This window comes from Pseudovibrio exalbescens (assembly GCF_028737195.1).
GTDB classification, from domain to species: Bacteria; Pseudomonadota; Alphaproteobacteria; order Rhizobiales; family Stappiaceae; genus Pseudovibrio; species Pseudovibrio zosterae.
In genome coordinates, this window is sequence record NZ_JAQZAJ010000006.1 from 200,290 (window position 1) to 219,392 (window position 19,103).

Genomic DNA, 19,103 nt, shown 5'->3' on the forward strand with positions numbered 1-19,103 from the left:
CTCAGAAGAACCCGGTCATCATGGAGCTGATCGCCAGTACACCCATCACGATGATGAAGATGTTGGACAGGGCGCCGTCGTACTTCTTCATCGCTGGTACCTTCTTGATTGCGTACATTGGCATCAGGAAGAGGATAGCTGCGATGAACGGAGCGCCGAGGGATTCAATCATGCCCAGAACGGATGGGTTCAGGTAGGCAATGCCCCAGACCGACAGGAAGAAGAAGGCAACAAGCGCAGTGTTGAAGTTCTTCTCGCCCATGTTGGCAACAGCTGTCGGAGCGGACTTCTTGATGACACCTGCAAGACCTTCCTTGGCGCCAAGGTAGTGGCCGAAGAAGGAAGAGAAGATTGCAAGGAACGCAACGAGCGGGCCGAGGAATGAGATGAACGGGTTGTCAAACTCATTTGCCAGGTAGCTGAGGATCGGCAGGTTCTGTGTCTTGGCTTCTGCAAGCTGTTCAGGAGACAGAGCCAGCACGCAAGAGAACACGAACAGCATCACGAAGCCGAGCAGCATGAAAGAAGCGCGCTTCAGGATCATGTCGGAGTGTGCAACTGCGTTTTCGCCATACTCTTCACGCTGCGCAAGCGCCATGGAGGAAACAGCTGGGCTGTGGTTGAAAGAGAACACCAGCATTGGAATTGTCAGGTAGACGACCATCAGCAGAGCGCCAACAGATGGCATCTTTGAGAGGGACATTGCTTCCATTGACCAATGTGGAACCAGATACAGCGACATGCCGATCAGGATGAGCACCAGTGGGTAAACCAGCAGCTCAGTGGCGATCAGCATCAGGCGTCTGCCGAGGATCATCACGCCCATCATCATGGCAACCAGCGCGCCGGACAGCAGCCAGCGTGGAATTTCTGGGCCACCGAGCTGGTTCACAATGAAGCTGTCGATTGTGTTGGTGATTGCAGCGCCGTAGATCAGAACGATTGGGTAAATCGCAAAGAAGTACAGGAAAGTAATGATGAGACCTGCGGTCTTACCAAAGTGTTCCTCAACCACGTCGGTGATGTCAGCGTCGGCGCGTTTGGAGGAGAGTACGAACCGGGCAAGTGCGCGGTGCGCAAAGTAGGTCATTGGACCAACCAGCGCAGCGATCAGAATGAGCGGCCAAAAGCCTTCAAGGCCTGCGCGGATCGGAAGGAACAAAATGCCGGCACCAACAGCTGTACCAAACATGGAAAGTGACCAAGTCAAATCCTGTTTTGTGTACGACTGTTTGTTTTCTTTTTGCTCACTTAAGGTAACTGTTTCGTTTGACATTGCTAGTCACTCCCAAGCAGTGGTCAAAGTCTAAATTCGCGAGAATAACCCGCCTTCAAGGCTGTTCTTTAAATAACTATGTAAATCACATCTATACGTGGTAGCCGCTATCAGTCGCTGTGAGATATCTCTGGGAAGGCATGAATAACTACAGGTTGTGTGCCAAATAGCTGAAAATTCTACTTAAATAATTATTCGTGGCATAAAATAATGTATACTTTGCCGTATGCGTTTTTTGTGTGGTTTTTTGGGGATATACATTTGTGTGCAGAAAAAATGCCGAAAGTTAGTAGTTTCGCTGTAAAAATTGCCGGTCTTCCCTAGAGGAGTTCGTCGGCATAGCTGTACTCAATTCATGCTTCCAAATGCTGCCGGAAGAACGGATCGCGGATTGTTCGGGCAGGCCCTGTAGGCGACGGTCTTTCTGATGTGCAGGCCGTATATAAAGAGTTCGCGGAGATCAAGCCTCGGAATGACGTTTGGAGAGGAGCTGGGCTGCTATCCTCATGTTTCGCAGCAGCTCGATAGAGTTTTCGGTGATATTCCAGCGTTTCTGCTTATCTGCCCTTATGGCCCTTTGGTGTGTCCGGCACGCGGTGCCTCTCTCTTAGAAGGTTGGGGGTGTTGAATGCTGCAGGTCTCAGCCGTGCTGCAGCGCCTGCAATCATTGTGACAAATCGCCGGGGCCGAATTGGCTGATGTGCTGGCAGAAGTTGCCGTTTAGGTTAAGTGAGCTGAACTTAGCGACAAGTGAGTCGTTTTGCGGCTCTGCCCTCTTTTCGTGCAAGGCGTTGTGCGGCATCATCCAGACGTTGCGTTTGAAGACGCTGTCATTGTCGCGCGTGTTCTGGTGGAGTGCTGGGTGGGTGTTTTTGACGCCATGCAAGATGAGCAAGAACAGCGAGCGCAAGCGCATCTGGCCGTTCTTGATGATATGGTCTCTGGATATCTGCGGCTTCGTTTTGAAGGCGTATCAGAGAGTTGATCTTGCGCTGCACGCTTGCAGGAGCGTCTTGGGCTCAGGTCGGCTGCAGCGATCGCGTTGTGTTGAGGCTTGAGCTGTGAGTTGGCGCGGATGCAAATGGCAGCGCCACAACGCTCTCATAGAGGTGGGTAGTGCCTGCGAGGGCATTCGCGGTCTAGCGGTTGGACCAAGTTGCCCAAAGGTTGACGGCGTTGCTGCCTCCACCTGAGACGTGAAATCCAAGCCTTTGGCCTGCGCAGATTTGACCGAGGCGTGCGCTTTTGACAGCGGCTTTGCTAACGGCAACGTCGCGGCTGCCATCTTCTGGTGTAATCCAGCCAAGACCAGCCATGTGGTCGTAGTTTTTTACCTTACCGAATTTGATTGTGTTCAATTGTTGTACCTTTTCTTTAATTTGAGGTGGCAGGCCCGCTTTCGCTAAAGAGAGCGGACCCGCCGAATTAGTTAGATCATTTCCAGCTGTTCAGCTGTTTTTCCGCGGCCGCGTGGGTCGTCGACAGCTTCGAAAGAAACTTTGTCACCTTCGTTCAGGGAGCCGATACCTGCGCGCTCAAGAGCGGAAATGTGAACAAAGACATCCTTGCTGCCAGTGTCAGGGGCAATGAAGCCAAAGCCACGTGTTTGGTCGAAGAATTTTACGGTTCCGTTGATCGACATGTTGGGGTCCTTCCCGTTTGATCATATAGTGATGACTTGGCATGAAACCGCACAAACGCATGCCATGCGTTGGTAAGGTTTCGCAGATTGTCGGGAAAGATCGATAAGCCAACATGCGCCCTGTAATCAGGCTGCACAACTGGGTCTAAAGTACTCTAACCGAGAGTCTGAGGCGCATTTTTTCCAAATCACTGGGCACCTAATGCGCTAAGACGTATCTTGTTTTCTGCCGGGGCGCAAGGGAATAAAAGTTTTTTGATAATTTTATTACGGACGGCCTATGTTAAATCGCGCGCACCCTCAAATTTACTAGTAGAATTAATGGCAGAAATACAAGGATGAGAGCCACTTTATACTGAAGTGAAAAGAGGCCTACTAAATTTTATTTTTCCTGAGACCTAATCCTTGAGAAGAAACATTTTGGGTTCAGCGTCTTTGTTTTGACGCTTTGTGCCCGTCCTGAAGCCTCAATTGCACACTGCCTAGTGTACTCAACTCATGAGGCGTCCTGGCGGCCTTACCTCAGCAGAGGTCGGTCCGGACTGGTGCGCAGAAGGGCTTCATTGAAGCTCTAAACCATGTCGGCAGAGCGGCCTCCTCGAGAAAACATGAGTGAATTTTGAGCATCCTAAAATCAGAGGTGCATACCCTGTTCACAGTGAGCCTTGTCTCGGCAACGGGCGTTCCCCCTCCTCTCTTTAATGGTGGTTACAACCCGGGCAACGGGTGATCGCGTCATTTAACAGCGCCAATTCAGTGGCTTAGTGCCGAGTAAAAGAGCGGATTGTTTGGTAGGTGTCCCCTTTCGGGTACATGGCAAAAGGGCGAATGCGCCTTACAACAGCTTTTGCTTGCTAAGTAATATTTCGCATTTTGATATAAATCAGTTTCTTTCATCTGTGTTTTGTGCAAATGTCGATTGTCAGACAATCGACGGAGTGCATTATGGGTAAGGCTTTACGCCTTGATGGGGCGGACAATGTAGCGACGGTTTTGGCCGATGTGGCCAAGGGCGAGCGGGTGCAAATCATCTCCGATCAGAACGAAATCATCGCCGAAATTGAGGCTCTGCAGGCAATTCCTTTCGGCAACAAGATCGCGCTCGCTCCACTGCATCCCGGGGACCACTTGATCAAGGGAGGTGCGGCTGTTGGTAAGGCCATCAAGCCGGTCCCGCTGGGGCAGCTGGCGCATGTGCAGAACATTCGAAGTTTAAATCTGGACATTCCCGAAACGATGATCCGCGAAATCATCACGCAGATGAATATTGAGGAAGACTGATGCAGACTTTTAGGGGCTATCAGCGAGCAGATGGTTCGGTTGGGATCCGCAACCTTCTCCTTATTATTGCAGCAGATGAATGCGCAGAGGGAATTGCGCGCGCTGTTGCTGACAAGACGCCAAACAGCGTGGTCGTCACCAACTACAATACGTGCATGTATGGCGGCAACGAAGAGATGATTGCAACCATGATCAATGCTGCGATCAATCCCAATGTTGCGGGTGCGCTGGTCTTGAACATGGGATGTGGCAGCATTGCGCCGGATCTGGTAGCTGGCCCCATCCGGGCCTCGGGCCGACCGGTGGAAACGCTGACCTGCATCAAACAAAGTGGCACGGTCGCCACTATCAAAGAAGGGCTCGCTCGAGCGCAGAAGCTGGTCGCGCATGCAAATGCCGTTGAAATGGTCGATGCGCCCCTGTCCAAGTTGGTGGTCGGCATCAAGTGTGGCGGCTCAGACACGAGTTCAGGCATGGCTTCGAACCCGAGCGTCGGCCTTGCCGCAGATAAACTGATCGACAAGGGCGCAACCGCTATTGCTGGTGAATTGCTGGAGCTGATGGGATGTGAACACATCCTCGAAAAGCGTGCCGTTTCGCCTCAAGTGCACGAGAAGATTGTTCAACTGATCAGTGATGAGGAAAAACGCTGGCATGTTGAAGGCGCTCAGGTGGAAACCATGAGTGTTGGCAACAGCATAGGTGGCCTGACCACGATTGAAGAAAAGTCCCTTGGCGCTTTGGCCAAGACCGGGACACGCCCCATCCAGGACATCTTGCGCATTAACGCGAAAACCATCGAGAAGCCAACAGTGCCGGGGATGTACCTGTCTGAAACGACAATGCTTTGTGGCGGCTCGGCAATGCACTTCGCGGCCTTGGGCTGCCAAGTGATCCTCTGGACCACCGGGGGCGCAGGCTTCAATAACCCGATTGTCCCAGTCATCCGGGTCAGTGGCAACAGTCAGCTGATCAACGAAGACATCGATGTTGATGCGACCGGGATCATGCGCGGGGAGGACAGCATCGAGGAAGTTTCGGAAAAGGTGCTGGAGACATTGCACCGGGTCATTAATGGCGAAAAGACCGCCATTGAGGACTTCGGCTACGCCTACTGCTCACTAATTCAAAAAGATCAACGAGTAGAGCGACTTCTCGGTATCCCAACCGAATAACAGCAAGGCGTTCCTGCGAAAAGTGGGAGCGTATGCGCGGGAGAAAAACAATGAAGATCACTGATGTAGAGGCCATTCACCTGCGAGTGCCACCAATAGATGGCGATTGCGAATGGGGAGAGGACGCCCTTGTCGTGCGTGTTCACACGGACACCGGACTGGTTGGGCTGGGAGAGGCGGACAGCTCTCCGAGTGTGATCAAATCTTTGATAGAGGCGCCCAAGTCCAACCTTTACTGCACGGGCCTCCGCTCGCTCCTCATTGGAGAGAACCCTCTGGAAGTCGGGCGTCTTTGGCAGAAGATGTACTGGTCCAGCAACTATGTGGGCCGCCGCGGTGCCGGTATTCATGCGATCAGCGCGATTGACATTGCGCTTTGGGACATTGCTGCAAAGCACTATGGCGTGCCGCTGCACATTTTACTGGGCGCTAAGTACCGCGACAGGATCGCGGCCTACGGCACCTTCATTCCTGCTGATCCACCAGAAGCCAACCGGCGGATTGTTGAGCATCTTGTCTCCAAGGGGTTCCGCAGCATCAAGTTTGGTGGCGGTGTCTTCGGGGACGATCCAGACAAAGACTATGAGATTGTTCGTGTTGTTCGTGAAGCAAGCGGTCCGGATATCGAGTTGCAGATTGACCTTGCAACGAAATGGAAGAACGCCGCTTACGCCTTGAAGATGTGCAAGCTCTTGGAGCCCTTCAACCTCAATTGGGTGGAGGAGCCAGTTCTGGCAGATGATGAACGCGGCTATGTGAAGCTGGGGCGGCAGGCGCCACAAAAAATCGCTGGCGGTGAAGCTCTTACAACTGCACGTGAATTCCTCGACATGCTGGAGCGCTGTGAACCGGACATAATTCAGCCGGACATCACCCGCTGCGGCGGCATCTCCGAGATGCGGAAGATCTATGACATGGCGCAGATGCGCGGTGTCCAACTGGTGCCGCACGGTTTCAGCACTGAAATTCTATTGGCGGCTTCGGTTCATTTCTTAGCGTCCTGCGAGCACGGCACCTTGATGGAGTACTCGCAAAGCAACAGCCCCCTCGTGGCCGGGAATGGTCTTGCCAAGCAGCCAATCGAATTCGTGGACGGTTATCTGATCGTTCCGGATAGCCCGGGCCTTGGCGTGGAGCTGAATGAGGATCTTGTCAGCAAGTACGAAGTGAAATCAAAGCCAGTCTCACAGAGTACTTTCTGGGAGGTGGAGCGAGCGTGCTGATGAATAAGAACGACACGCTGAAAAACAAGCTTTTAATCGGAGGAAAAAGCAATGTCTAATGGTGGGAAAAGATTAGACACCTTTCTGCTATCAATTAGTCTCGGATTTGTTGTTGCCATTGTTGCAGGGTTGACGGCATTCCCAGAGCAAGGCAACGAAATTGCCAACTATTTGTTTAACACCTTCAACATGATCTTTGGTACGCCAGTGCTAATGATTGTGTTTGGTTCAGTCATCTTTCTGGCTGCCTTGGCTTTAAGCAAATATGGCAGTATTCGGTTGGGTGAAGGGGCTCCTGAATACAGCACGTATGCATGGGTCTCGATGATGATTTGTGCCGGATTGGGCTCTGCAACAGTGTACTGGGCGTTCACCGAGTGGGCTTACTACTTCAATGCTCCGCCTCTGGGTGTCGCAACGGAGACCACGCAGGCTTACGAACTTGGAACTGCCTACAATTTGTTTCACTGGGGCTTTAGTGCCTGGGCGGCCTATTGCATCGTGTCACTGCCGGTAGCCTATCATTTCCATGTGCGGAAGAACCCCGGGCTTAGCCTCTCAGCGGTATGTACTGCCATTCGCGGAGACAAGCCGATAACACCACTGTGGCGCTTTATCAGCCGCGTTGTGGATGTCATCTTCATCTTCACCATTTTCGGCGCACTTTCCATCACGCTTGGCGTCTCAGTGCCGATGGTATCAGAAATCCTGTCATCGCTGATCGGAATTGAGCCTACTTTCAATGTAAATTTGGTTCTGATCTTGATCATCTCCGCCTTCTTCTCGCTGAGCTCCTACGTGGGTATTCAGAAGGGGATGGCTCGGATCAGCTCCATGAACACCTATCTGGCCATTGGCTTCTGTCTGGCGGTGTTCCTGGTTGGCCCAACAATGTTCATTGCCAAGTCTACGGTGAACGGCGTGGGTATCATGATCCAGGATTTCGTGCGCATGAGCTTGTACACGGATCCGGTTGAGAACAGTGGCTTTCCAGAAGGCTGGACCGTCTTCTATTGGCTCTACTGGATTACCTACACACCATTTGTTTCCATCTTCGTGACGAAGGTCTCAAAGGGACGTTCAATCCGCGGTGTGGTTCTCAACATGCTGATCAGTGGCAGTGCGGGTTGCTTCTTCTTCTTCGGCATTCTCGGCGGGCTGTCTCAGTCCATGGACATTTCAGGCCTGGTCGACGTGTCAGGCATGGTTGCTGCCGGTGAAGGAAATCAGGCAATCGTGCAGGTCATGAATGCTCTTCCATTCAGCGCGGCCTTCATCATCCTGTTCTCACTGGTGTCCGTGCTGTTTCTGGCCACAACGCTGGATTCCGCGGCATTCACGATGGCGGCAACATCCACCAAGGGCCTGCGTGAGGGTGAAGAGCCTTCCCCAATGCTGCGTCTGTTCTGGTGCGTGATGCTGGCTGCAGTCCCTCTGGCCATGATGTTTATCGAGGCGCCTTTGAACACAATCAAAACCTGCGCGATTGTGACTTCAATCCCCTTGCTCTTCATCATTGGCTACATGGTTCAAGGCTTCATCCGTTGGATGCACCAGGACTACGGGCTCGTTAGCGGAGAAAACATTCAACAACTGGCGCGGGAAGCGGCGTCCGCGCCAGCGGAGTAAACCTCCCACTCCCAAGCACAGGGGGCGACCTTCGGGCCGCCCCTTCTCGTTTGTCAACTCGCCGCAAAATCGGAGGTGTGATCTTGTTCGATCTTCAGTTTCTGACCCATCTCCGTGAAGGTGCTGATGTTTTCGATTGCCAGTCTGCGCGCTTTCTCAGGTTCTCCTGCGCAAATGGCGTTGATCAGATCAATGTGGGTGTCGGCACTGCTTTCAATATCGAAATCAAAGTGTGTGATGCGGATGTAGATGGAAAGCTGGTTGATCACGCTCTTGTACATGCGCGCAAGGCGGTCGCTTTCACTCAGCTCGATGATCAATTTGTGGAGCTTGAAGTCGCAAAGAGTAACTTCGGCAAGCGAGACGTCTTTTCGTTTACAGATGGCCTGAAAGGCAGCCAGTTCATCTCGCAGGCGCTTTGCCTTCTCATCGTTGATGGTCTCGGCGGCCATCATTGCCGCCTGGCTCTCCAAGGCAACACGTAGGTGGTAGATCTCCCAGATGTCGTGCCCGCTGAGTGTTGTCACGCTCCAACCTGCATAAGGCTTTTGCGATACAAGACCTTCGCTTGCCAGCGTGTTCAAAGCCATGCGCACGGTTGTGCGAGAAAGTTCCAGATCCTTGGCCAGCGTGCTCTCAGTGAGCTTGTCACCTGATACAAAGGCTCCTGCCAAAATCTGCTGCCGTAGATAATCCGCGGCCTGCTCTTCCAGGCTTTGCTTGTTTATTTTCATTGGAACTCTTGGGTGTCATGAACATCGGGTGGACCACATCAGTGGTCGGCATTGTCCGACAATAGGCACTCGGACTGCGCATTTCAAGAAAGCGAACCCGGTTGCGACACCACATCCAGTCTGGCGGATGTCGCATGAGGGGGGCTGAATGCGATTAGAATTGACAGGTTTATAATAATTCGATATTTCATGAAGTATGGAATCGAAGGAAGCACTCTCCTCGCTGGCGGCCTTAGCTCATGAGCAGCGATTGGAAATATTCAGGCTGCTGATAAAAGCCGGAGAAACCGGCGTCCCGGCAGGAGAGATAGCAACAACACTGCACGTGCGCCCCAACACCCTTTCCAACAATCTCAGCGTTCTTGCTGCGGCCAATCTGGTGCACTCGAAACGCGAAGGCAGGACAATCCGGTATTTTGCAGCCCTCGAGCGAATGAGTGCGCTGCTTGGTTTTCTCATGGAAGACTGCTGCGGCGGCAATCCGGAAATATGCCGCCCAGTGCTCAAGCAGATGTCCTGCACCAACTAGGTGGAGGCGGAAAGCTGCATTCCGTTTCCAAGTGGATGCCAATTCAACGCGCTGTTTAAAACCTGCCTGCCACCAATACAGATGAGGCAATAGATGAGCATCGTCATTCATCACAATCCGAATTGCGGTACGTCACGCAATGTTCTTGAGATCATCCGCTCTTCTGGTGTCGAGCCGGTTGTTATTGATTATCTGAGCGAAGGTTGGACGCGCCCTCAGTTGCTGGCGTTGTTCGCCGCTGCCAACCTGACCCCTCGCTCTGCCCTGCGCACCACCAAGTCCCCGGCGGAAGAACTGGGCCTCTTGGACGAAGGCGTGAGCGATGAGACACTATTGGATGCCATGCTGGAGCATCCGGTGCTGGTGAACCGGCCAATCGTGTGCAGCCCCAAGGGTGTGCGTTTGTGCAGGCCTTCGGAAGCTGTGCTTGACCTGCTTGATACCCTGCCCCCTGGCCCGTTGGCAAAAGAAGATGGCACATTGATCATCAATGAAAGGGGTGAACGCGTTGGCTGATCCTGAGCAGAGCTGTTTCAAAGACATCGATCGTGAGGCGTTGTTCTCGCCCAACCACAGCGGCGAAGCTCCGCGTATCCTCATGCTTTATGGATCGTTGCGTGAACGCAGTTTTTCGCGCTTTGCAGCAGAAGAGGCCGCGCGCATTTTGGCAGCCTTGGGAGCTGAGGTGCGCTTCTTCCACCCTAGAGATCTGCCGTTTCCTGACGCTGCACCCGTTGAGCATCCAAAGGTGCAAGAGCTGAGAGAACTGGTCACGTGGTGCGATGGCATGGTGTGGTCCACCCCGGAAAGACACGGGGCCATGACTGGCATCATGAAAGCACAGATCGACTGGATTCCGCTCTCCCTAGGCGGCGTAAGGCCAACCCAAGGCAAAACCCTTGCAGTGATGCAGGTGTGTGGCGGCAGCCAAAGCTTTAACGCTGTCAATCAGTTGCGGATACTTGGCCGGTGGATGCGGCTGCTGACCATCCCGAACCAGTCCTCGGTTGCCAAGGCTTGGGATGAGTTCGACGAAGCCGGACGCATGAAGCCCTCCCCTTACTACAATCGCATCGTGGATGTGATGGAGGAGCTGATGAAGTTCACGGTGCTTACCAAAGACAGCCGGGACTACATGGTTGACCGCTATTCAGAGCGTGTCGAAAGTCATGCAGAGCTTTCTGCTCGCGTCAACCAGTCAAGCGCAACCTGATCTCTCGTGCTCCGGTAATTGCCTAGAGAAACTGCCCCGAATCATTGATCGGGGCAGCAATTCTTGCGTTCGCGGTGGTGTCAGGCTGGCACTGCCTCTCTCCGTTTGGCAAGAGGTTCTTCATCAATCGGCAGATGCACGATCGCTGAGAGTGCCCCGACCCCAACGCCAATCCACCAAACAGCGGTGTAGGTTCCATACATGTCATAGAGTGTGCCACCCAGCCACACGCCGATGAAACTGCCGAGTTGGTGCGAAAAGAAGATCAGCCCATAGAGCGTTCCCATATACTTCAAACCGTAGATATGGCCCACAAGGCCTGAAGTCAGCGGTACAGTGGCAAGCCACAATGATCCCATGACCAACGAAAACACGATGACGGTCTCTGGTGTGATGGGCAGGATGATGAAGATCGCCGATGCGAGGGTCCGGCCAACATAAATCAGGGTGAGCAGATATCGTCTTGGAAACTTGTTTCCCAGAACGCCTGCGTAGATCGTCCCAAAGATGTTGGCGATGCCAATCAACGCAATGGACCAGGCCCCGAGGGCAGATGTGGTTGTTATGCCTGCGGAATGCAAAAGTGAGCCCGGAGCAATGGGGCCGCACAGCTCAAGAACGAACGCGGGGAAATGTGCAGTCAAGAAGCCCAGTTGGTAGCCGCAGGAGAAGAACCCAACAGCAATAAGGAAAAAGGATGGATCGCGTACGGCTTGTGAAATGGCCGTGGCCATGCTTTCGGAAGGGGCGTTGGACTTAACAGTTGGCGCGGTCCGCATCAGGGGCAGGACAACCAAAGACAAGAGAATGGCGACGGCGAACACCATGAAAACCGAAGGCCATTGCATGCTTTGCAGAAGATACTCGGCAACTGGCGCACCAATAACCTGACCGGCAGAACCGGCCGCGGTGGCAATTCCCAGAGCAACTGACCGGTTTTCGTCCGATGCCGCCCGTCCCACCATGGCGAGCACAACCCCGAAGCCAGTTCCGGCAATGCCAAATCCGACGAGGATCTCCAGTAGTTGGTGTTGGCCAGGTGTGATCGCATAGGCGGACAGAACCAACCCCAGTGCATAGGTGAGTGCGCCAAGTACAATTGCTTTGCGGTCACCAAGACGTTCGGCGATTGCACTGAAGATCGGCTGGCCGAAGCCCCATGCCAAATTTTGAATAGCGATTGCCAGGCTGAACTCCGCACGGGGCCAGCCGAAGTCCTCGGCGATTGGAATCTGGAACACTCCAAAGCTTGCCCTGATCGCAAACCCCACCAGCATGATGAGAGAGCCTCCGATAAGAACAGGCGTGATGAGCGATGCTCGTTGTGACATCGTACAAACCTTCTATGATGCGCGGCTGATCCGTCTTTATGCTTATGTTTAAGCGATATCACAGGTTGTTCGCTACAAGAAATGCGGTGTTTTCGGAAAGCTCGCGGGTCGTGTCAGAGCGTGATGACGCCTCTACGCCATTGGAGTGCGTGCGATTGGAGAATTCCATTTGGAAAACGGCCTGTTTTGCACATACGTACCATGCCTAAGGTTTGCTGAGGTGAGTTCGCGCATGGTTCAGTTCACACTGTGGTGCAAATCTCAAATTGTCCGCACCATCCTGCTGTGCCCGAAGTTGAGAACATGCGTAGGCCATCAGGGTGGAAGCTCGTATTCCCTTTGATATTTCACCAGCTTATCAAAAGTTGTAGGCAGAATATCATTTTAACTAATGGTTTTGGGCGGCAAATCAACTTTGTTGATCTGCTCAATATACTCAGCGGCAAATAGATTAATTCTAATAACACCAGTAAATGAATGCATTCAATTTTATGAAACGATTCATATTGACCGTAATTTTGGCAAGATATATCAAAAATGGGCGAAATAGCTTGCAAATTTTGAGTAGCTATAATCGATATATTGGGAGGCTTCTAATGAAGTTTATGAAATTTGCTGCCGCTGCTGCGACTAGTCTTGTTCTGCTCGCTAATGCAGCACAAGCTGCTGAGGAAAAGCCGGTCGTAGGCCTTATCATGAAATCGCTCGCAAATGAGTTTTTCCAGAACATGCTGGAGGGAGCAAAGGCTCATGAAGCGATGCGCGGCGACTACGAACTGCGCGCTGTCGGCATGCAAAATGAAACCGACTTTGAATCGCAGATCAACGCTGTAGAGAACTTCATCACGCAAGGCGTGGACGCCATTGTTGTGGCTCCTGCTGACTCCCGCGCAATGGTGCGTCCACTCAAGAAAGCCATGCAGGCTGGTATTGTCGTGGTGAACTTTGACGTGGCGCTGGACGAGGAAGTCAAGCAGCAGCAGGGTGTCGAGCTGGCATTTGTCGGTCCTGACAACCGTGGCGGTGCCAAGATGGCTGGCGATGTGCTCGGCGAAAAGCTTGGCAAGGATGGCAAGGTAGTCATCATCGAGGGGAACCCTGGTGCTGACAATGGCATTCAGCGTGCGCTCGGTTTCGAAGACTCCGTGAAGCAGTATGAGCTGAACCTTATCGAAAGCCGCACAGCCCATTGGGAGACTGAAGAAGCAAACACCGTCTTTTCCAATATGCTCACCGCTCACCCAGACATTCAGGGCGTCATGGCCGCAAACGACTCCATGGCGATTGGTGTTGTGAAGGCTCTGGAAAGTGCCGGACGCGACGACATTCTGGTTGTAGGCTTCGATAACATCGATGCCGTTGGCCCGATGATTGAAGATGGCCGCATGCTGGCAACTGTTGATCAGTTTGGTCAGGACATGGCTGCCAATGCAATCGACATGGCTCTGGAAGTTGTGCGCGGGGGACCAGAACTCGAAGGTTGGGTGAAGACTCCAATCAAGCTGGTCGTTGCTGAGTAAGCGATAGCCGCTCACCTCGCCCGTCCGCTGCTGGTTGGGCGAGGTTCCCTTATTCTTCCCAAAAGCGACTGGACGCAATATGGCAGCAACACCTGTTTCCGTAGCTCCAGCGCCAGACCCTCAAGAAGCTTTTCTGAACGTCGAAGGCGTAAGGAAGTACTTCGGTGGTGTAAAGGCGCTTGATGGTGTCAGTTTTTCCCTGGTCAAAGGGGAGGCCCATGCACTGGTGGGCGAGAACGGCGCGGGAAAATCCACCCTCATCAAAATCCTGTCGGGCGTTTACCCCTACGATGCCGGCGATATCTTTCTTGGGGGGGCCGCCTACAAACCAGCCAATCCGCATGAAGCCAAAGAAAGTGGCATTCAGGTGGTGCATCAAGAGTTCAATCTGCTTGATCATCTGAGTATTGCAGAAAACATCTCCATCGAACGGTTGCCCAAGACCCGCTATGGCCTGCTGGACAAGGCAGAAATGAACCGGCGGGCCCGCGAAGCCTTGGACGCTATTGGTCTTTCCGACATTGATGTGCGCTCTCCCGTCAGTTCTCTCGGGATCGCGCACCGTCAGCTGGTGGAAATCGCACGCGCGCTGCAGTCCAAAAGCCAAATCCTTATCCTTGATGAACCCACCGCAACGTTGACCGAGCGTGAGACCAAGCGGTTGTTCGAGATCGTCGAGAACATCAAGGCCGAAGGTGTGACCATTGTCTTTGTTTCGCACCATCTTGATGAGGTTTTTGCGCTATGTGACCGCGTGACCGTCTTTCGGAACGGCAAGACAATTGCCACAGACCAGATTGCGGACATGACGCCGGAGAAAGTGGTTCAGCGCATGGTGGGACGGCATCTGGAAGCGCAGATGACGGACGCGACCAAAGAACAGTGCTACGGCGAAGTGGCCCTCAAGGTGGTGGACATGTGTACCGCTGCCAACAGCAAGGACAAGGGTATCTCCTTTGACCTTCGCTACGGCGAGATCCTTGGGATTGCAGGCCTTGTCGGTGCAGGTCGAACTGAGATCCTGCGGGGTATTTTCGGTATCGATCCCATTCGTTCCGGCAGCGTTTACCGGGATGGCAAGGAAGTCCGTTTCAAAGGCCCAAAGGATGCAATTGTGTCCGGTATCGGCTTTGTGACGGAGGATCGAAAAGACGAGGGCCTCATCCTCGACATGCCGATTGCTGCAAATGTCTCTCTCGTGAACCTCATGGAGGTTGCGACCTCTGGCATCATCCAGTTCGCCGCAGAGAACAAGCAGGCGCGCGAGGGCGGTGCGAGGCTAAAGCTGAAATACGGCAAGACTGCTGATCCAGCCTCAAGCCTGTCAGGCGGGAACCAGCAAAAGGTGGTGCTGGCCAAGTGGCTTGCACGCAACCCGAAGGTGCTTCTGCTTGATGAGCCAACCCGCGGGGTGGACGTGGGGGCCAAGGCCGAGATCTACAGCATCTTGAAAGATCTTGCTCGGGAAGGTGTGGCGCTTCTTGTGGTGTCATCAGAAATGCCTGAGCTGATGACGCTTGCGGATCGGATCCTGGTGCTTGCCGAACATGAAGTTCAAGGCGAACTCCAGCGCAATGAATTCTCAGAGGAAAACATCCTGAAGCTAGCGTATGGGCAGCATCAATAGGCCAGGAGGAGAAAAACCATGACTACTCAAACAAGCGGCGATGTTGCTCAGGAGCCTAGACGCGTAACCTTACGATCCGTCTTGAACAATGCCGGGATTGGGCTTGCGCTCTTGGCGCTCATCCTTTTCTTCGCGGTGTTTACAGAGCACTTTCTGACGCCAAACAACATTACAAACATTCTGACGCAGATCACGATCAACCTGATCTTGGCCGTGGGGATGACCTTCGTCATTCTCATCGGCGGCATCGACCTCTCGGTAGGCTCGGTCATGGCGTTTGCTGCCGTTGTGGCGGGCAAAGCAATCACCCTGCCCGGCTTTGGGCCTGTCGAGGCAATTGCCCTGGCCATTGTTGCTGCTACGTTGATTGGTGTGCTCTGCGGGATGTTCAACGGGGTCATCAGCGCCTACTGGTCGCTGCCGTCATTCATCATCACGCTGGGTATGCTGAATATCGCTCGTGGTGCGGCGCTGCATGTTTCCGACGCGCAGACGATTTATTCCTTCCCTCTCGCCTTTGAAGATTTCGGTTCAGCCATGATCTATGGCGTGCCCGTTGTGTTCATGGTGGCGGTGGTGTTGGTGTTGATCGCCTGGTTTATCCTGAACTTCACGGTGTTCGGCCGCCTGCTTTATGGGATCGGCAACAATGAAGAGGCCGTGCGCCTCGCCGGGCATTCTGTCTATTGGTACAAGGTGGCCGCGTTTACAATATGCGGTTTGACAGCCGGAATTGCTGCGGTGGTCTATATGGCGCGACTGAACATTTCCAGCCCAATTGCCGGGATTGGTTTCGAGCTGAACGCCATCGCGGCGGTGATCATCGGCGGTACCAGCCTTAGCGGCGGGCGTGGATCCGTCATCGGTACTCTTCTCGGTGCGTTCATCATCGGGGTGCTCGCCAACGGCCTAATCTTGATCGGCCTCAGCGACTTCATGCGCCAAATGATTACCGGCGTTGTGATCATAATTGCCGTTGTGCTTGACTACTACCGCGCAAAGTACACGGCGAGTTGATGCGCCCCTTATCTTTTGGGGCACCGGGAAGTTCATCCGGTGCCCGAAAAGATCTGCCAAGAAAGCTTCCCGCATGGCCTCTTGTTCAGCCTGTCAGCTGCTGTCGTAGCACCAAGGGAAGCGTTGGCAACTTGAACGCAGCTGATGGGTCGACGCGGCAATGGAAATGAGGTGCTTCGATGCCGACCATAAAAGACGTAGCGCAAAAGGCCGGCGTCTCAGTCGGGACCGTTTCTCGCGTTCTGGCAAAGAATGAAACGGTCAAGCATCCATTGAAAATGCGCGTACTTGAGGCGATGAAATCGCTGCAATACAAGCCGAACCTTGCCGCGCGCGCGCTGCGTACCAACAGCATTGACGTGATTGGGCTCGTGGTTCCGGACATCACCAATCCGTTCTTCGCCCAGCTTGCCAAGTTCGTCGAGATGGAAGCAGCAAAACGAAATCATTCCGTGATGCTTGCGAACTCTCACGGTTCTCCAGAGGATGAGAAAACTCAGATTACGGCGCTCCTAAACCGCGCCGTGAGAGGGGTTATTCTGGTGGCAACCTCTGATGCCTGCCGAAACTACTCAGCTGATGTGCCCATTGTCGCGCTGGACCGTATGCTTGGCACCTATCCGTTGGTCACGGCAGATCACTATGGCGGTTCAAGACAGATTGCAGAGCTGCTTGTAAAGCTTGGTCACCGCCGCATTGCCTATATCGCTGGTCCCCTTTCCACCAAAGTGGCGCGAGACCGAAAAGACGGTTTCCTCTCGATGATTGCAGAGCTGAGCCGCCCTGAAGACCCCATCGATTTGAGTGTTCATGAAGGCCAGTTCAGTTTTGACTCTGGAGAGGAAATGGGGCGCTGTGTTCTGGCGGGAAAGCCTCAAGCGGCGCGTCCGACGGCGATCGCAGCCGCCAGCGATCAACAGGCGATCGGTATTTTGCGGTGCGCGCGCGATCTTAAACTCAACGTGCCCGATGATCTCTCTGTAGCTGGTTTTGATGATATTACGCTGGCGGCCTTGGTTATCCCAAGCCTTACAACCGTCAGGCAGCCAATCGACGCACTGGCGGCGTCCGCAGTAGGTCTCATTTTTGATCGCGACGGCGTTGGGAACCCTGAGCCCGTTGCTTGTTCTGTGATCCAGCGAGAGTCAACCAAAGCGATTGAACCGCTATAGCGGGCCGCAAGCTCCAGCCTGCTGGAAGCACATTCATGTCAGGGGGCGCCAGAATGCGATTTGCAGGTCTGACGCCCTCTTTTGCACATCAGGTTGAGGCGGGCTTTTTGCCTCCCTCCCCTATGAGTTCATCCAGTAGGTCCTCTGAGAGGCGGGCACCAGGTGCGGGCTGCGCGTCGGGCTGCAGCTCGAACTTCTTTGATGTCATCACATAAATGAGCGATGCGTTGCACCCCAGCACGATGAACAAGGCGGGCAATCCACCAAGATTTGACATCATCTTGATCCCATCGACCCCGGCATAGCTTGTCATGAACCAAGCGATGATGCCGATCGTTGCTCCCCAGACAACCTTCAACACCAGCGTTGAGGAGCCTGGCGTGTCTGCATGCTCCGGGCTTTCGCTTGGCGTTTCAGCGCAGAGGTTTGCCATGGCTTCAGTATTCGAGTCTGCCGCGGTCACATAGGACAGGAAGGACACAAACACAAAAATCACAGCTGTGATGCCGGGAAGCGGGAGCTGCTCAAGCATTGTGTAGACAACGGATTCCGCGCCGGTGTTCGTCAGGGCGTTGTGCAACAAGCCATTCCCATGCATGTCGAAAAACAGCGCAGAACCGCTGAAGATGGACATCCAGACGCAGGCGAAAAGCGAAGGGAACACAAGGTTTGTCAAAATGAACTGGCGTACCGTGTAACCTCGGGAGATTTTGCCGAGAAACAGCGCGGCGATTGGGGCCCAGGCAAGCCAGTTTGCCCAATAGAATATGGTCCACCATTGTGGCCAGGGGTCGCTGGCGGCGATGCCAGTGAAGGTACTTTTCTGGAAAAAGGTGCCGATGTAGTCACCAAACCCTTCAACGCCCATGGAAAGAATCCAGTTGGTGGGGCCGAAAATGAACACGAAGGCGCAGAATACAAAGAAAAAGCGCGTGTTCAGGCTGGATAAGATCGCGATCCCTCTTTTAAGCCCGCTGGCGGCGGAAATGATGAAGCTGACTACAATGAGCGTGGTCAAAGCACCGAGGACGACGGGTGTCGTGCCTGTACCTATCAGATTGTCGAGGCCGCCTGCGAGCGTCAGAATGCCGGTTCCTAGAGACGCAGCCATACCCGCAACCAGCGCATAAAGAGCGACGGCATCAAGTACTTGGCCCATTGGGCCTTGCAGTTTTCTGCCCAGGATCGGCGCAAGAGCAGAGCCAAGAGAATAAGGCAGTTTCAGATTATAGTACGCCAGAGCGAACATGAGCGATGGAATTGTATAAATGGCATAGGGGGTAAACGACCAATGCAAGAACATGGTCGACATCGCGAAAGTTGCTGCTTCAGGAGAACCTGCCTCCAAGCCCAAAGAAGCAGGTGGACCATGGAGGTGATACATCGGCTCTGCCGTGCCCCAGAACAGAATCCCGATTGCAACTGTCGTGCACAGCGCGATTGAGAACCAGCGCCAACGACTGAGGATGGGGGTTGCGTCCTTGCCGCCAATCTTCACCGCTCCCAACGGTGAAACATAGACCCAGACGCAGGTAACGACCATCAAGAGGGTGCCAAGGCTGAACAGCCAAGAGAAGCGATCAAGGATCCAGCTGTTGATCGAGGTCGTGAAACTCAAAAATTGATCGGGTGTTATGTAACTGGCGGCGACTGCTGCAAATAGCAGCAAGAACGGCGGCCAGAACACCAAAGGCCTTATGCTTCGATTGCTCATTTTTCCTCCCATGATGCGCG

Annotated in this window: 18 protein-coding genes; 12 read left to right on the forward strand and 6 right to left on the reverse strand. The window is 53.6% G+C overall.

Annotated elements, in window-relative coordinates:
* Position 1 precedes the first annotated feature (1 nt).
* A complete protein-coding gene (locus tag PUV47_RS16775) occupies positions 2–1,276 on the reverse strand; it encodes an aromatic amino acid transport family protein (RefSeq protein ID WP_274219741.1) in 1,275 nt (424 codons plus the stop codon).
* 793 nt (positions 1,277–2,069) lie between these two features.
* On the opposite strand from PUV47_RS16775, the gene PUV47_RS16780 reads away from it, so the two are divergent.
* Complete coding sequence (locus PUV47_RS16780) at positions 2,070–2,261, forward strand: hypothetical protein (protein WP_274219742.1); 192 nt, start codon at positions 2,070–2,072, stop codon at positions 2,259–2,261.
* Between the two features lie 154 nt (positions 2,262–2,415).
* Here PUV47_RS16780 and PUV47_RS16785 read toward each other — a convergent pair whose 3' ends face one another.
* Positions 2,416–2,634, reverse strand: a complete 219-nt coding sequence (locus PUV47_RS16785; protein ID WP_274219743.1) for a cold shock domain-containing protein — start codon at positions 2,632–2,634, stop codon at positions 2,416–2,418.
* A gap of 71 nt (positions 2,635–2,705) precedes the next feature.
* On the reverse strand, positions 2,706–2,918 hold the full coding sequence (locus tag PUV47_RS16790) for a cold-shock protein (RefSeq protein ID WP_274219744.1): 213 nt from the start codon (positions 2,916–2,918) through the stop codon (positions 2,706–2,708).
* Between the two features lie 945 nt (positions 2,919–3,863).
* On the opposite strand from PUV47_RS16790, the gene PUV47_RS16795 reads away from it, so the two are divergent.
* The 4 genes from PUV47_RS16795 to PUV47_RS16810 are packed head-to-tail and all read left to right on the forward strand — an operon-like array spanning position 3,864 to position 8,226.
* The gene (locus PUV47_RS16795; protein ID WP_274219745.1) at positions 3,864–4,199 is read left to right on the forward strand and encodes a carbohydrate kinase; all 336 of its coding nucleotides are present in this window, start codon (positions 3,864–3,866) and stop codon (positions 4,197–4,199) included.
* Positions 4,199–5,374, forward strand: a complete 1,176-nt coding sequence (locus PUV47_RS16800; RefSeq protein ID WP_274219746.1) for a UxaA family hydrolase — start codon at positions 4,199–4,201, stop codon at positions 5,372–5,374. The genes PUV47_RS16795 and PUV47_RS16800 overlap by 1 nt, the downstream gene beginning before the upstream one ends.
* Before the next feature lie 50 nt (positions 5,375–5,424).
* Positions 5,425–6,597, forward strand: a complete 1,173-nt coding sequence (locus PUV47_RS16805; RefSeq protein ID WP_274219747.1) for a mandelate racemase/muconate lactonizing enzyme family protein — start codon at positions 5,425–5,427, stop codon at positions 6,595–6,597.
* Between the two features lie 51 nt (positions 6,598–6,648).
* Positions 6,649–8,226 (forward strand): BCCT family transporter, encoded by a 1,578-nt coding sequence (locus tag PUV47_RS16810; protein WP_274219748.1) that lies wholly within the window; start codon positions 6,649–6,651, stop codon positions 8,224–8,226.
* Positions 8,227–8,279: 53 nt separating this feature from the next.
* Here PUV47_RS16810 and PUV47_RS16815 read toward each other — a convergent pair whose 3' ends face one another.
* Positions 8,280–8,960, reverse strand: a complete 681-nt coding sequence (locus PUV47_RS16815) for a GntR family transcriptional regulator (protein WP_274219749.1) — start codon at positions 8,958–8,960, stop codon at positions 8,280–8,282.
* 196 nt (positions 8,961–9,156) lie between these two features.
* Between PUV47_RS16815 and PUV47_RS16820 the strand changes: the two genes are divergently transcribed.
* The 3 genes from PUV47_RS16820 to arsH all read left to right on the forward strand — a co-directional run bounded on the left by PUV47_RS16820 (position 9,157) and on the right by arsH (position 10,702).
* Positions 9,157–9,489, forward strand: coding sequence for an ArsR/SmtB family transcription factor (locus tag PUV47_RS16820; RefSeq protein ID WP_274219750.1), 333 nt, complete (start codon positions 9,157–9,159; stop codon positions 9,487–9,489).
* 93 nt (positions 9,490–9,582) lie between these two features.
* Positions 9,583–10,005 carry an arsenate reductase (glutaredoxin) gene (gene arsC / locus PUV47_RS16825; protein WP_274219751.1) on the forward strand — a complete coding sequence of 141 codons (423 nt, stop codon included), beginning with the start codon at positions 9,583–9,585 and terminating at the stop codon, positions 10,003–10,005.
* Positions 9,980–10,702 carry an arsenical resistance protein ArsH gene (gene arsH, locus PUV47_RS16830; protein WP_274219752.1) on the forward strand — a complete coding sequence of 241 codons (723 nt, stop codon included), beginning with the start codon at positions 9,980–9,982 and terminating at the stop codon, positions 10,700–10,702. Before arsC ends, arsH begins: the two co-directional genes overlap by 26 nt.
* An 80-nt stretch (positions 10,703–10,782) precedes the next feature.
* Here arsH and PUV47_RS16835 read toward each other — a convergent pair whose 3' ends face one another.
* A complete protein-coding gene (locus PUV47_RS16835; protein ID WP_274219753.1) occupies positions 10,783–12,033 on the reverse strand; it encodes an MFS transporter in 1,251 nt (416 codons plus the stop codon).
* Positions 12,034–12,629: 596 nt separating this feature from the next.
* On the opposite strand from PUV47_RS16835, the gene PUV47_RS16840 reads away from it, so the two are divergent.
* From PUV47_RS16840 to PUV47_RS16855, 4 genes are all read left to right on the forward strand, one after another.
* Positions 12,630–13,553 (forward strand): sugar ABC transporter substrate-binding protein, encoded by a 924-nt coding sequence (locus PUV47_RS16840; protein ID WP_413697817.1) that lies wholly within the window; start codon positions 12,630–12,632, stop codon positions 13,551–13,553.
* A gap of 79 nt (positions 13,554–13,632) precedes the next feature.
* Entirely contained in the window at positions 13,633–15,180 is a 1,548-nt protein-coding gene (locus PUV47_RS16845) for a sugar ABC transporter ATP-binding protein (RefSeq protein ID WP_274219754.1), read from the forward strand.
* 18 nt (positions 15,181–15,198) lie between these two features.
* Positions 15,199–16,197: an ABC transporter permease gene (locus tag PUV47_RS16850; RefSeq protein ID WP_274219755.1), complete on the forward strand. Its 999-nt coding sequence runs from the start codon at positions 15,199–15,201 to the stop codon at positions 16,195–16,197.
* 179 nt (positions 16,198–16,376) lie between these two features.
* Complete coding sequence (locus PUV47_RS16855) at positions 16,377–17,369, forward strand: LacI family DNA-binding transcriptional regulator (protein WP_274219756.1); 993 nt, start codon at positions 16,377–16,379, stop codon at positions 17,367–17,369.
* A gap of 88 nt (positions 17,370–17,457) precedes the next feature.
* On the opposite strand, the gene PUV47_RS16860 is transcribed toward PUV47_RS16855, so the two are convergent.
* Complete coding sequence (locus PUV47_RS16860) at positions 17,458–19,083, reverse strand: BCCT family transporter (RefSeq protein ID WP_274219757.1); 1,626 nt, start codon at positions 19,081–19,083, stop codon at positions 17,458–17,460.
* Between the last annotated feature and the right edge of the window lie 20 nt (positions 19,084–19,103).